The organism is Romboutsia sp., from assembly GCF_056995035.1.
On the sequence record NZ_JBXKIW010000073.1, the window covers coordinates 50,753 to 66,312 of the forward strand.

Consider the following 15,560-nt stretch of genomic DNA (forward strand, 5'->3'; position numbering starts at 1 on the left):
TATAATCATATTTCTATTGTACTTTCATCTATATACTTAAAATCACTTCTCATTTCTTTTAAATCTTTCATAAGCTTTATTAAGGTTAAATCTTTTTGTTTTGCTTCTATCATAACATCAAAATCTCTATTTACTGTTTCCTTTGCTAAATCTAAAAACCTTGCAAAATTTTGTGCATCTATATAATCTGCATGTTTTCTATCCTTCTCAAATTCCCTTGGACTAGAAAAGTGAATTTTAGGAACTAGATTTTCTTTATTCCAAGTATTAAATATATCTGGCATTAAATCTCTTAAACATTCACCATCATTTTTGCAATCATGATGATGAGCATCTAAAACCATTGGAAGCTTTGTAGTCTTACAAATTTCTAATACATCTTTAGCAGTAAAACTCTTATCATCATTTTCAAGAATTAATCTATTTCTTATTCTTTTAGGAAATTTTTCTAAATTTACTATAAACCTTTCTATAGCTTCATCCTTACCACCTTTAGCTCCACCTATATGTATTACCATTTTTCCATCTTCATAGTTTATATCCTCAAATAAATCAACTTGCATATTTAAGGTTTTCATAGTGTTTAAAACTACATTTTCTTTATCACTATTTATTACATTAAACTGATCTGGATGAGTATCTACTCTCATATTGCTTTCTTTTATTATTTTGCCTATATACTTAAAATCATCCTTAAAGTATTTTCTATAATCCCACATTACTTGTGGGTGCGTTGCTAATGGTATTAAATTTGATGTTATTCTATAAAAATGTAAGTCATTTTCAATATTATAATTTAATATTTCTTCTAATGCTTTTATATTTGAATATGTTATTTGTTTTAATTTTTTTAGTTTTTCTTCTTCATTATTAATCTTTGAGTATCTTGCAAAAGTCAAAGTGCTTGATGAAGTTACCTTAGATAAATTTAGTGCTATAGCTACGTATCCTAGTCTTATTCTCATTTAAGTTTCTCCTTAATATTATATCTGCTCTTATTTTTACTATTTTTAAGATTTACTATTCTTTAATAATGTTATCTATAATATTTCCAACACATTTAAATATACTTTTATTTTTATTTCCATAATATTTAATATTATTTTTTCATATATATGAACATGCTTATTTTTAAGTATTTACTTTGACTTACAGGAGATAAAATTATGAATAAAACTTTGAAAAGAAAAAAGCTAATAATAAATGCATTGATTTTAACTTTAACTACAGTTACACTTGGGTTTATAAATACTTCATTTAGAGTATACTTATCTAACAAAATCGGTGCTGAAGGTATGGGGCTATATCAATTGATTATGAGTATATACATAATGACCTCTACTTTTGCAATCTCTGGTATTAGGGTAACTACCACTCGTCTAATTGCAGAAGAGCTAGGTAAGGGTAACATACAAAAAATAAGAAGTATAATGAAAAAAGCATTTATATATAGCTTGTTTTTTAGTGCTTTAACTGCTTTGCTATTATATAAAGGTGCTGAATTTATTAGTATTGTATGGCTAGAAGATAAAAGGGCTATAATTCCTCTTAAAATATTATCTTGTAGTTTACCTTTTGTTGGTATGGGAGCTTGTTTTCATGGATATTTCTATGGTATGAGAAAAGTTATAAAAAGTATTACATCTGATATAATAGAAGTTTCTACTTTAATGATAATTATAGCTTCATTTTTAAGTATTTATTTACCTAAAGGATTAGATTATACTTGTGCTTTAATTTCAGTGGGTATATCTCTTGCTGTTATTGCCTCAACAGTATATTGCTATATATTGTACATATTTGAAAAGAAACATCCTTATAAAAATACATATACTAAAAATTCTACTTGTTCATTAGGTGCTGTTTCAAAAATAGCATTTCCTATAGCTTGTAGCGCTTATATTCAAACAGGACTTAAAACTATAGAAGATATACTTATACCTGATGCACTTAGAAGATTTGGTTCTTCTACTTCTGTATCTTTGTCTACCTTTGGTATGATTAAAGGTATGGTTTTACCTATACTATATTTTCCAGCAATATTTTTAGCTTCATTTTCAACTCTTATTATCCCAGAAATAGCTGAAGCAAAAGCTCTTAACCAACATAGAAGAGTAAATAATATCATTTCAAGAGTTTTTAAATTCACTTTGTTAATAGCCATCTTTGCATCAGGATTATTTATAATATTTTATAAGGAATTAGGGTTAACTATATATCATGATACTGAAGCAGGATTTATGATGAGAATACTTGCTCCACTTATACCTTTTATGTATTTAGATAGAGTTGTAGATGGAAGTTTAAATGCCCTTGACCAGCAAATGAGTACTTTAAAGTACAACTTAATTGACATGGGTGTAAGAATATTTTTAATTTTATTTTTAATACCTAAGACTGGTGTTAATGGATTTATTATAGTCTTATTTACTGGTACTTTGTTGAATTCTCTTCTTAGTATAAATAAACTATTAAAAGTGACTAAATTAGAATTTCTTTTAGGAGATTGGGTAATAAAACCTGCTCTTTGTGTAACCTTATCTAGTTATGCTATTAGATTATCTTTCGATTATCTTGGAATTACTACAATGATTGTACTTCAAGTTATTTTAGTTATTCTATTGTATTTTGTTTTCTTAATTATTTTTCAATGTATACAAAAAAATGATATAATGTGGTTTTTAGATTCATTTAAAAACGATATTAAACCTGATAAAATAAGTGATTTAGGAATATCTAAACGCTTTTAGTGTTATATAAAAAAGTCTTCAATTGAAGATTTATAAGGAATACTTTTTTGAAGCACATATACGAAAATTATATTTATCCACAGTTTTAAAATGAATATAATTCCCTATGTGCTATAAAAAATACTATGGATTATGACATCCATAGTATTTTTTATGCTATTTATTAGTTTATACTTTCTAAAAACTCTACTATATTTTTATATGTTATCTCCATTTGTTCTTCGCTAGTTATTAAAGCTTCATTATCTCCTTTTTGAAGCCCATAATCTCCAAATTGAGAATGATTTGCTCCTTCTATCTCTACATAAGTTGTATCCTCAGGTAGCTTTTCTCTTGATTCAATAAGTTGTTTAAAGTTTACTACACCATCTTTACTTCCCCATATTGATAATACGTTTTTTACCATATTTTTTAAATTATCATTATTAGGATATGATGCTAGCAGTACAACTCCATCCACCATATTATTTTCAGTTGCAAACTTAGAAGCTACTACACCACCTAATGAGTGTCCACCTACAGCCCAATGAGTTATATCACTATAATCTTTTATAGCTTTTTCAGCTTTATTTTGACCAAGTAGCGCTATATTAAAAGGCATATCAAGTATTATGACTTCATATCCTTTTGCAGCTATAGCCCTACAAAATGGTGCATATGCTTCAGGTTCTACCTTAGCTCCTGGATATAGTATAAAACCTTTTGTTGGCTCTACATTTTTTGGTGTAAACGATATGTAATCATCAATTTTCACTTCGATATCTTCATCACTGACTAAAGCAGCTTTTGATCTATCTTGTGGTGAATATGATTTACTTAACCATATACCACTTCCCATTATAACTATTCCTATTGATATAACTATTCCTATGAATAAATTTCTTTTTATATTAGACTCTTTATTATTTTTGTTATCAATTTCTTCTACTTCATCATCAACAAATAAAGGCCTTTGAAGTTCCATGGTTATACTGAAAGTATCATCTATTCTTTGCTCTTTTTCATCTATTCCTTCACTCATATTATACCTCCAACATTTTAAATACTATTCTAGTTTATCATATATGAGGTGACTTTTCACTAAATTAAATATTTTAAATCTTCAATTTTTCTTCATAATTTTACATTCTATCTCCTATGCAACAACTTCCTATAATTTATAGTTTTTATAACCTCATTTATATTTTTCTCTCCTTTGCCTATAGTAATATAGGGTGTTATACTTATTTTCACTAATTGGTTCACTTCAAAAAAATGCATACCCTTCTTCTATGTAATGATATTTTATTTCTTAATTATCATCATTATTTTGAAGAGTACACACTTTATTTTATAAACCCTTTATTCTATTATCGGTTTGCTTGTTTTGAATTTTTTACTACATTAAATTGTCTTCTGATAAAGAATATTTCCATTGTTATTGCAACACAACTAATTAGCCTTATTATCATATCTGTAGTGCTTATTGCGTAATTAAAGAAATACGTAATTAATGCTAAATCTATAACTATCATTATTATATTCATTATTTTTGTCATACTATCCTCCTGCTATGCTTATAATGTCTAATTATAACATGAATTTGATTTCATTTAACTTACCTTTTGTTACTTTTTAAATAAAAAAGTGAAAGCTTCAGGAATTATTATTCCATAACTTTCACTTTCTATAAATTGATAATTTAATATATTGAGTTAATTTATGAATTATTCTACAGTTATTGCATCTACTGGACATGATTCACGAGCATCTACTGCTGATTCTTCTAAACCTGAACTTATTTCATTCTTCATAGCTACTGCTAGTCCATCATTATCCATTTCAAATACTTCTGGGCATACTCCTGTACATGCTCCACATCCTATACAAACGTCTTTATCTACAAATGCTTTCATTTTTACGTCCTCCGTTTTTTATCTTTTATTTTAACTGCTTATGCAGTGTATTATATATTTACCCAAAATTTACGTGGGCCAAACATTTTTTTATGAACTTATTGTGCTGGCACTTCTAAACATGATGCTAAATCTTTTTCTGGTGTACTTATAGGTTTTATATTAAATGTATCAACTAAATATTGAAGTACATTTGGACTTATAAATGCTGGTAAAGTCGGTCCTAGATATATTCCTTTTATACCTAATGATAATAATGCTAATAAATCAGCCACAGCTTTTTGTTCATACCAAGATAGTATTATAGAAAGTGGTAAGCTATTTACATCTGTATCAAATGCATCAGCTAAAGCTAGAGCTATTCTTACTGCTGAGTATGCATCATTACATTGACCTACATCTAATAATCTTGGAAGTCCTGCTACTTCTCCAAATTCTAATTTATTGAATCTATATTTACCACATGCTAACGTAAGTATTATACAATCTTTAGGTACTTGCTGAGCAAACTCAGTAAAATAATTTCTTCCTGCTCTTGCTCCATCACATCCACCTATTAAGAAGAAGTGTTTTAACTTACCAGATTTAACTGCATCTATTATAGCTGGTGCATTGCTTAAAGTAGCATTGTGACCAAATCCAACTAATATTTCGTGAGGTTCTTGATCTTCTGTAAATCCACCAAGTTCTAGAGCTTTATTTATTATTTCACTAAAGTCTTTTTGTCCATCTGCATTTTTACCTATATACTTAACTCCATCCCATCCTACTACACTTGTTGTAAATATTCTATCTTTATATGAATCTCTAGGTTTCATAAGACAGTTAGTAGTCATAAGTATACATCCTGGTATATTATCAAATTCTTTTTGTTGGTCCTGCCATGCACCACCAAAGTTTCCTACTAAATGAGGATATTTATTAAGTTCTGGATATCCATGACAAGGTATCATCTCTCCATGAGTATATATGTTAATTCCCTTACCTTCTGTTTGTTTAAGTAACATATCTAAATCTTTTAGATCATGTCCTGAAACTACTATGAATGGTCCTTTTTTAACATTAACATTTACTTTATGAGGAGCTGGATTTTTATAAATTGTAGTATTTGCTTCGTCTAATTTTTGCATAATAGCTACACTCATGTCCCCAGTTCTTATAGTCCATGTTATTAAGTCTTCAAGTGATAGTTTATCATCTGTAGTAGCAGCTAATGCTCTAAAGTAAAATTCATCGACTTGATCATTATAGTATCCTAGTTCTCTTGCTTGATGTCCATATGCACTTATACCTTTTAGTCCATATATTATAGTTTGTCTTAAAGAACGTATATCTGCATCTAAGTTTTGATCGTACATTATCCCTGCAAATTTAGCATCTTCTAGCATTTGATTTCTAGCATCACTTAAGTTATATGTAGCTTGCTCACAACAATCTTTACAATTTGTTGCTTTACTTCTTAACGATTGCTTTATTTCTTGAGATTGTCTAAGCATTTTTTCATGAGCATCACCATCGAAGTTAACATTCGTTAAAGTTGTAAATAGACTATTTTCAACAAAGCTAACTATTTCTTTATCTATCTTTTCGCCTTTTTCCATTAGCTCTCTTGCATAACAGCTTATACCTTTTAATTGGTATATAAGTAAATCTTGAAGTCCTGCTATTTCTGGTGTTTTTCCACAAACGCCTATTTTAGTACAGCCCTTGCCTCCTGCTGTTTGTTCACATTGGTAACAAAACATTGCATTATCCATTTCAACTACCTCCTTTTATTAAACTACTTTATCTATTATTTCCAATTTTGCTATAAATATATTCCTATAATGCTACATAAAAAAAATAAAGGTATAGTGAAATGATTGAAATTTCACTATACCTTTATTTTTTTTATTATAAATTCATATTAGAATTCAGCATTCTTAGGAGTTCTTGGGAATGGTATTACGTCTCTTATATTAGACATACCTGTCATATACATTAGTATTCTTTCAAATCCTAATCCAAATCCTGAGTGAGTAGCTGTTCCGAACTTTCTAAGTTCTAAGTACCACCAGTAATCTTCCTTATTTAATCCCATTTCTTCTATTCTTCCTAATAACTTGTCTTCTCTTTCTTCTCTTTGAGAACCACCAACTATTTCTCCTACTCCAGGAACTAATAAGTCCATAGCTCTAACAGTTTTTCCATCTTCATTCATTCTCATGTAGAATGCTTTTATATCTTTTGGATAATCAGTAACAAATACTGGTGCTTTGAATATTTGCTCTGTTAAGTATCTTTCGTGCTCTGTTTGAAGATCATCTCCCCACTTAACTGGGTATTCAAACTTATGTCCTGATTCTATTAACATCTCAACTGCTTTAGTGTAAGGAAGTCTTGTGAACTCAGAGTTTACTACATTGTTTAATCTATCTAATAATCCTTTATCAACAAAGCTATTAAAGAATTCCATTTCTTCTGGAGCATTTTCCATTACGTAGTTTATAACGTATTTTATCATGTCTTCAGCTAATTCCATGTTATCTTCTAAGTCAGCGAAACAGATTTCAGGCTCTATCATCCAGAATTCTGACGCATGTCTTTGTGTAAATGAGTTTTCTGCTCTGAAAGTTGGTCCAAATGTGTAAACATTTCTAAATGCAAGAGCCATTATCTCTGCGTTTAATTGACCACTAACTGTTAAGTTAGCTTCTTTTCCGAAGAAATCTTTAGTGTAATCTATTTTTCCTTCTTCAGTTTTAGAAATGTTATCTAAATCCATAGTAGTTATTCTAAACATTTCTCCTGCACCTTCACAGTCACTTCCTGTTATGATTGGAGAATGTGCATATACGAAGTTTCTTTCTTGGAAGAACTTATGTATAGCAAATGCTGCTAAGCTTCTTACTCTAAATACTGCAGAGAAAGTATTACTTCTTGGTCTTAAATGAGCTATTGTTCTTAGGTACTCTAAAGTATGTCTTTTCTTTTGTAGTGGATATGAATTATCTGATTCACCCTCTACAGTTATCTTTGTTGCATGTATTTCTACAGGTTGCTTAGCACCTTCTGTAGCTACCAATTCACCTTCTATTAATACTGATGAACTTATTGGAAGCTTTGATATTTCTTTAAAATTTTCTATATTATCTTCCGATAATACTATCTGCATATTCTTAAAGAAACTTCCATCATTCAATTCTATGAACCCAAAGTTCTTAGAAGTTCTTGATGTTCTTATCCATCCAGCTACAGCTATATTTTTTCCAACGTACTCTTCTTTACTTCTGTACAATTCTTTTACTGTTATAAATTCTTTTTGCATTTTACTTTCCTCCATATTTATTCATATTTATTTTATGTATTATTAACTTTTTAAAACGATATATATTAGCATTAAATCATACTTCCCAATACATATTTTCTTATATTAAAATCTGCATTAAAAAAAGTCCTCCATCCCAGTATAAAGGGACGAAAGACTGTTGCTCTCGCGGTACCACCCTAATTGTCAAAATTGACCTCTTAGTTAAGCTATGCTTATAGTCTGTAACGGGACTTACCGTCTAAGCCTACTTTCTTAAAAAGATTTCGGTTAGAGACTCCGAGATGTTCTTCAATATAAACTTCGTACTGAGCTTTCACCATCCTCAATTCGCTAAAACTACCTTTTATATTTACTCTTCTCTTCACTGTCTTTATTTTAATATTTTTTCGATTATTTAACAAGATTATACCAACTTATAAAATTTAAGTCAATGTTTTATTTTTCTTATAATAATTAATAGTTGTTAAATTTTAATAATTTACACTATTTTTAATATTTAATAAAACTCTACATTATCTATTTATAGTTTTATTTTTACTATTATTGCTTAATTTTCTAAATTTATTAATAATAATAAGATGAGGTGTTTTATTTAAAATATTTATAACGGTACATAATGAGTAAAAAATGGAGGCATGTTTATACCTCCATTCTTATACTTTTATCTATAATCTACTTCCATTATCAACCCAATCTTTAGCTTCTTCAACGTTACTTAATGATGGTATTGATACTTTACTTTCTGCTTTTAGCTTATCTACATCTGCCCAAGCAGCTGTTTGTGCATTATTTGTTGGTCTATATTTCTTTAGTCTTTGGTTATTAGCACCACTTAATGCTTTAGATTTTTTATTTTGCAAAATTATCACCTCTTTTTTTCTTTTGTATTAGTTTTAACCATTATTTTTTATAAAATACATATTATTAAAGGCTAGTCGACATTTGTATAAAAGTATCTCTTAAATTTAAAATTCCATATCCTTGATATGTATTTGGATACTGATATATTTCTTCTCTCCTTGCACCTAACATTAAATATGTCTTTAGCACTTGAGTGTACATAGTACTTTCAGGATATACACCTTGTTGACTTATAAATTCAATAATAAGTGCTAATGCTCCACTTGTGATTGAACTACTAACTCCTGTACCTGTGCCCGTATTATAGCTTTGATTTTTATATGTTGATATTATATCTACACCGGGTGCTACTATATCAGGCTTTATATGACCTGCTCTTATAGATCCTTTTGAAGAGCCAATCCACATACTTTGAGTTTTATCATTATATGCACCTACTGTTATTACATTTTCTATATTTCCATAAAAAGTTATTGTCGCGGAAGAAGTTGGATTTAAAAATCTAGTTCTATTTGAAATTAAGCTTTTATTTGGCAAATAAACGTCATATTGCCCACTTACTATATATTCAGGATTTAATCGTAATGTCCAAATTCCTGGCTTTATATCATATAGGTCTATAAAAAATTTTTCACTACCCAACTCAAACCATGGATATACGTATTGAATCTCATATGCTGTATCTTCCAAATTAAACTTACCGAAGTATGAGTAGTTATCTGGAGCATATATAATATTATCTATTATTTCACCTGATGGTGATATTAATTGAGCAGCTATTTTATCTGGTCCATGTACAGTTAAATAAATTTCTAGATTGAGCTGATCTCCTACTTGAATTATTATATCCTGTGATTCATTAACATTTTTTATACTTCCTTCATAATGAATATCTGTATTACCCTCATTACCTGCTCCACTTACTAATATTACTCCCGATTTAGTCAAAAAATCAAACGAATCCAATAATGAAACTATAGGTTCTCCACTAGGTGTAACAGCTACTGTTATGTTTATTACTACATATTTTCCATATTTAGATATAACATCTTCTATATATTTTATAGCGGCTAAAAAATCTGATAATTGATAATTTATTTTTCCATAATCATATCTATCTTTATATTCTCTAAGTTTTACAATTAATAATTCGCTATCTATTGCGACTCCTCTATACCTTGAATTTAAATTCCCCTTCCCTGAACATATTCCTGCTGCTATAGTTCCTGTTCCTATCTTATCTTCGCTTAAAGTACTATCATTTTCTTTTATAGCTTTGTTTATATCGTCTTTAGTAAGTTCACTTCCAAATAAACAGCCTTCTGGTGGATTACCATTTACACTTTCTTGATCCCATATAGATATTATCTTTGTTGTTCCATCTGCATTTATAAAATCTGGGTGCAGATAGTCTATACCTGAATCTATAATTGCAATTACTACATTTTTTCCACTAACATCAACATATGGATTTTTATATATAAAGTCTGTTCCTGATGCATCTGTTACTGTTTCTCCAGTTTCAAGATTATTAGTTATTTCAATTAATGAACTCATTGGACTAGACCTTTGCCACCATCCTATAATATCTATTTTATTTAGTATACTTTCATCAAAATCTTCAGCTAGGTATAAAGCTGCAATATCATTATTTAATATAATGTATCTATTAATATTATTTTCCTTTAATGTATTTTTTAATTCTTCTATGCTACTTTGATATATTATAAGGTAAGATTTTTCCATATTTTTAAATCCCCCTTTTATCTTAATTGATTAAACATACCTCTTATATCTAGTATTCCATATCCATATGCTGTATTTGGATATGTAACATTAGTTTGTTTTTTAGTACCTGCTTCAATATACGTTCTTATTTGTTGAACAAATGTTCTATTGGGATATTTGTTCTCAACTAAAGCATATTGTAAAAAAAGAGAAACTGCTCCTGATGTATGTGCTGCTGCTACCGATGTTCCTGTTATAGTTGCATATTTATTTCCAGGATAAGGTGCTATTATATCTACTCCTGGCGCAACTATCTCTGGTTTTAATAAGTTATCTATAGTTGGGCCTCTTGATGATGAAGGCCACATACTTTCATTTTTAGTATCATATGCTCCTACTGTAATTACATCATCGAAAGTTCCTGGATAATTTATAGTATATAAAGGGTCTGGTTTTGAAAACTTAGTTCCTGGATTTAAAAATACTCTATTTGGTAAATATGCATGATATATTCCACTTGTTATATATTCACCAATTAGTCTTATTTTCCAAATTCCTTTTTTTACATTTCTTAAATTCACGAGAGTTTCTTGTTGACCAGAAGATATCGATGGATATACATATCTTATTAAATAATCAGTTCCTTCCAAATCAAATATACCTGAAATATAATTAAAATTGGCTACCTGTAATATTTTACTTGTTTCTCCTGTAGGAGTTACGATAATAACACTCATTTTATCTGGTTTATTTGTTAATATTTGTATTTCTAATTCCTCTTCATCTTCCAATAATTCTATATCTATATCTTTACTATTTCCTACAAATTCAATTTTACCTGATGCATGAGTTTGAGTATTACCTTCATTACCTGCTGAGGACACCATAGTTATTCCTCTTTGAAAAAACGATTTTTCTTCTACCGTTCTAGAATTTATTCCAACCAAGCGATTTGATCCTACTGATGTATTTATTACTATTGGTATTTTAAGGATCCTCGCTTTTTCAAATAGATATTGCACTGATGCAAATAACATTGCATTATTATAAAAGCCATTGATTTTTTTCATTTTTATAACTATTAATTGTGCGTCTTCTGCTACTCCTGCATATTCTTTGTTTATGCTTCCAAGCCCCGCGCATATTCCACTTAGCATTGTTCCTTGACCTTCTTCATCTATTGATAAGCTTGGGTCATTATTTTGAATTGCATTATTTATATCTTCTCTAGTGTATTCTGTTCCAATTGCAAATCCTTTTGGAGGATTCCCCTCTTTTGTCTGATCCCATAAATATAATATTTTAGATGTTCGATCTGGGTATATAAAATCTTCATGTAAATAATCTATCCCTGAATCTGCAATACCTATTATTACACCTTTACCTGTTACAGATATATTTGGATTATTTTTAAAAAAATTAGCACCTATATCTTCTGTTGCAACAACGCCTTCTGATGTTCCTTGACTTATTTTTGCTAATAATGCCATTCTCGCCCAAGGCTCTGAACTTTCTACTGACTTTAAGCTTAAAATATCTTTCGCCTTCTGTAAATTTGCTTGATTTAGAATTTGTGGATTTATAAATATTATTCCAAAATTATCAGCTATTTTGTAATATCTATAGGATGTATTTAATTTTTTAAATTCTTCTTCAAATTGTGGACCATGAATTATATTAAATGCTGGTACTAGATTTTCTATACCATTATCTAATTGTCTTTTGGCAATTTTTCTCGATAATTTATTTTCTTTATAATCATATTTTTCTTTTATTACTTTACTTGCATTTCCTTGAATTTTTACTGTTAGCTTATTATCTGATTTTGAAAACCTTATATCTTTTGAGGTCTCTTCTGCATTCTTTAAGTATATATCTATATTTCCAGTAACTACACTAGTAGATTCAAATACCAGTTTCCATATCCCATGGCTTATTGATGTTTTAGAACTCATTTGTATACTTACTCTGTTTGTTAAAGTGTATGGAGCTACTGGATAGAAATATCCTTTTATTTTAGTTTTTCCTATAATATTTTTTATTTTTCCTGATGTTAATGAAATTGGCTTTGTTTGTGCATTAGATGGATTTACTAAATAAACACTAAAATCATCTACAAAATCTGTATATATATTTATATTTAATAATTTTTCATCTTCACCCACTATAAATTCTATCTCTGCTTTTTCATCTTTGCTTTTTTCTAATTTTAGTATTTCTCCATTATATTTCACTATTACTTCATACACTATGCTAAACACCTCACTATAAAATCAACTCTTTTTTCGATTTTAAGTATCATCATGAAACTGTTAATTCTGATTATTATAATATATATGTATATATGTTCTAAAAAATAATCTACATTAGCTAAATCAATCAAACTACAATAAAATAAATAACTTCAAGAGTCACGATATAGTGAAAGTATAAAAGCTTAATCATTAAATTAAATCAATAATCTAAAATAACCATACCCTCTATTGTAAGGGCATGGTTATCTATTATAATAAATTCTTTTTTATTCCTTTATTTAATATATTTTCATAATCTATAAAATCATATATATCTTTTTTAAATACTTCAGAAAACTGATTAAGCTCTTCTAACGATAATTCCTCTATAGATTTTTTGTTATCTTCACAATAAATTACAATGCTTCCTACAATACCATGTGCGTCTCTAAATGCAACTTTATTATTAACTAAATAATCTGCAACTTCAGTAGCATTTAAAAATCCATGTTTTACTGCTTTTTTCATATTTTCTTCATTTACTTTAATAGTAGATATCATTTTTTCCATAACTGAAATACACATTTGTATTGTATTTACACTATCAAAAAATCCTTCTTTATCCTCTTGCATATCTTTATTATAAGCTAACGGCAAGCCTTTCATAACAGTTAGTAATCCAAAAAGATTTCCATATACTCTTCCTGTCTTACCTCTAATTAATTCTGCGCCATCAGGATTTTTCTTTTGTGGCATTATACTACTTCCTGTTGTATATAAATCATCAATTTCTACAAACTTAAATTCTTGGCTACTCCATAAAACTAACTCTTCACTTAATCTACTTAAATGCATCATTATTATAGAAAAGTCACTCATAAGTTCTAATAAATAATCTCTATCACTTACTCCATCCATATAATTTTCTACAATTCTTTTAAATCCTAATTTTTCTTGAGTTATATTTCTATCTATATTGTGAGTTGTTCCTGCTAAAGCCCCACATCCTAATGGACACTCGTCTAATATCTCTAGTGCATTTTTTAATCTCTTTTCATCTCTATCAAACATACTATAATATGCCATTAAATGATGTTTGAACGTTACAACTTGTGCTCTTTGAAGATGAGTATACCCTGGCATAATTACAGAGTTTTTATATGCAACTTCTTTTATAGTATTTTTAAAATCAGAAATTAAATCTATTAAATTAATAGTTTCTTCTTTTGCATATAATCTCATATCTGTTGCAACTTGGTCGTTTCTGCTACGAGCTGTATGAAGCTTTTTTCCTACATCTCCAATTCTTTTTATTAAATTTATCTCTATGAAGCTATGTATATCCTCATAATTACCTTCAAGAAGTAGTTTGCCATTACATATATCTTCATGTATGCTAACTAATCCATCTGTTATAGCTGTTCCCTCTTCTTCAGTTAATAAGTTACAATGTATTTGCATATATACATGCGCTATACTACCTTCAATATCTTTTTTATATAAAACTTTGTCGTAGTCAAAAGATTTGTTAAATTCCTCCATAAGTTTATTTTCTTCTTTTCTAAAACGTCCACCCCATAATTTCATTTTCTTTCACCTCTCGTAATGTATTTTTTGTTTCACATAGCTATGATTACCAATAATATTAGTTATAAACTTATCGTTTCTAATATTTTTCTTACTTATTTCATTTATTTCTGTATTAAAAAAGCCTCTTGGTCTAAAAGACCAAGAGACGAAATACCTTCCGTGTTACCACTCTTATTGATAAATTAAATACAAATAGATTATGATATACGCATTTATTTCTGTATTAAAAAAGTCCCTTGGTTATAAAAACCAAGAGACGAAATTTTCCGCGTTACCACTCTAATTAATAAGTTAAACTTATCCACTCTATTCTCTTAAGGCGAGACTTACCTAATACCATACTATCATTTCAAGTATCATTCTCCAAAGCTCTCTTCAATATAAATATTGTTACTAGGCTCACACCAACCCTAGCTCGCTGAAACTTAAATCATATTTACTCTCTTTTTCGTTGAATTTGTTTGTATTTTATTTTACATATGATTATATAAGCACTTTACTAAATAGTCAATATATTTTTATTTATTTTATCTTTTTTAAATTACTTATAAATATTTCGAAAAAATAAAGATACAATGAAATTTTAATAGTTTTACTATATCTTTATTTTAAAATCTATATTACCTATTTATATTTTTCCTACTTATTGTTTAATTTTTTTAAATATATTAATAATCATAATAGGAGGTGTTTTATATGAAATATTTGTTAGTCTTTCTTATTATTCTCTCATTTATAGCCCCATCTGCACAAAGTGATAAATCATTTTCTGATGTTTTTAAAGATGGATTTTATAATTATATAACTTGCTTAGATAATTCTTTAAATTACTTAGTTGAAAATGTGCCTACTTTTTCTAATCTAGCGCAAATTCCTTATGAAAAAACTTACAAAAAAGTTATGAATGATAGGCATCTTGTAAAACATTTAGTTGCATCTGGAGAAACCTTAGATGATATTATTAAACGTTACAATTCTGATATTGATGATATAGAAAACTTTAGAAAAGTTGTTTATAAAGAAAATGATGGAATTGTATCTAAAGAATATCAAGTTCAATCTGGTGAATATATAACTATACCTAGTGAATAAAAAACGAAGGCACAAATATACCTTCATTTTTTATAAAATACACATTATTCGATAATATTTGCAATTTGCCTTATAGTTTCTTGTAAATCTAAGATTCCAT

The 15,560-nt window shown here is 28.3% G+C and carries 12 protein-coding genes and 2 other annotated features; of the genes, 2 read left to right on the plus strand and 10 right to left on the minus strand.

The window, feature by feature from the left end:
• Window positions 1-5 precede the first annotated feature (5 nt).
• Window positions 6-965 (minus strand): UV DNA damage repair endonuclease UvsE, encoded by a 960-nt coding sequence (gene uvsE, locus AC11VW_RS11320; protein WP_484301528.1) that lies wholly within the window; start codon window positions 963-965, stop codon window positions 6-8.
• 201 nt (window positions 966-1,166) lie between these two features.
• Between uvsE and AC11VW_RS11325 the strand changes: the two genes are divergently transcribed.
• Window positions 1,167-2,750 carry an oligosaccharide flippase family protein gene (locus AC11VW_RS11325; protein WP_484301529.1) on the plus strand — a complete coding sequence of 528 codons (1,584 nt, stop codon included), beginning with the start codon at window positions 1,167-1,169 and terminating at the stop codon, window positions 2,748-2,750.
• 163 nt (window positions 2,751-2,913) lie between these two features.
• Here AC11VW_RS11325 and AC11VW_RS11330 read toward each other — a convergent pair whose 3' ends face one another.
• The 9 genes from AC11VW_RS11330 to argH all read right to left on the minus strand — a co-directional run bounded on the left by AC11VW_RS11330 (window position 2,914) and on the right by argH (window position 14,365).
• Window positions 2,914-3,771, minus strand: coding sequence for an alpha/beta hydrolase (locus AC11VW_RS11330; protein WP_484301530.1), 858 nt, complete (start codon window positions 3,769-3,771; stop codon window positions 2,914-2,916).
• A gap of 328 nt (window positions 3,772-4,099) precedes the next feature.
• Window positions 4,100-4,288 carry a hypothetical protein gene (locus AC11VW_RS11335; protein WP_484301531.1) on the minus strand — a complete coding sequence of 63 codons (189 nt, stop codon included), beginning with the start codon at window positions 4,286-4,288 and terminating at the stop codon, window positions 4,100-4,102.
• Window positions 4,289-4,456: 168 nt separating this feature from the next.
• Window positions 4,457-4,645 (minus strand): ferredoxin, encoded by a 189-nt coding sequence (locus AC11VW_RS11340; protein ID WP_484301532.1) that lies wholly within the window; start codon window positions 4,643-4,645, stop codon window positions 4,457-4,459.
• Between the two features lie 98 nt (window positions 4,646-4,743).
• Entirely contained in the window at window positions 4,744-6,402 is a 1,659-nt protein-coding gene (gene hcp, locus AC11VW_RS11345) for a hydroxylamine reductase (RefSeq protein WP_484301533.1), read from the minus strand.
• Window positions 6,403-6,551: 149 nt separating this feature from the next.
• Window positions 6,552-7,952 carry an asparagine--tRNA ligase gene (asnS, locus tag AC11VW_RS11350; protein ID WP_484301534.1) on the minus strand — a complete coding sequence of 467 codons (1,401 nt, stop codon included), beginning with the start codon at window positions 7,950-7,952 and terminating at the stop codon, window positions 6,552-6,554.
• A gap of 142 nt (window positions 7,953-8,094) precedes the next feature.
• Window positions 8,095-8,329, minus strand: a binding site (T-box leader).
• A 291-nt stretch (window positions 8,330-8,620) separates the two neighbouring features.
• Window positions 8,621-8,815, minus strand: a complete 195-nt coding sequence (locus AC11VW_RS11355; RefSeq protein ID WP_484301535.1) for a CDIF630_02480 family spore surface protein — start codon at window positions 8,813-8,815, stop codon at window positions 8,621-8,623.
• A gap of 64 nt (window positions 8,816-8,879) precedes the next feature.
• Window positions 8,880-10,562 (minus strand): bile acid germinant receptor pseudoprotease CspC, encoded by a 1,683-nt coding sequence (gene cspC / locus AC11VW_RS11360; protein ID WP_484301536.1) that lies wholly within the window; start codon window positions 10,560-10,562, stop codon window positions 8,880-8,882.
• 17 nt (window positions 10,563-10,579) lie between these two features.
• Window positions 10,580-12,793, minus strand: a complete 2,214-nt coding sequence (locus tag AC11VW_RS11365; RefSeq protein ID WP_484301537.1) for a S8 family serine peptidase — start codon at window positions 12,791-12,793, stop codon at window positions 10,580-10,582.
• A 255-nt stretch (window positions 12,794-13,048) separates the two neighbouring features.
• Window positions 13,049-14,365 (minus strand): argininosuccinate lyase, encoded by a 1,317-nt coding sequence (argH, locus tag AC11VW_RS11370; protein WP_484301538.1) that lies wholly within the window; start codon window positions 14,363-14,365, stop codon window positions 13,049-13,051.
• Window positions 14,366-14,617: 252 nt separating this feature from the next.
• Window positions 14,618-14,829, minus strand: a binding site (T-box leader).
• A gap of 235 nt (window positions 14,830-15,064) precedes the next feature.
• On the opposite strand from argH, the gene AC11VW_RS11375 reads away from it, so the two are divergent.
• On the plus strand, window positions 15,065-15,460 hold the full coding sequence (locus AC11VW_RS11375) for a hypothetical protein (protein WP_484301539.1): 396 nt from the start codon (window positions 15,065-15,067) through the stop codon (window positions 15,458-15,460).
• Window positions 15,461-15,560: the final 100 nt, after the last annotated feature.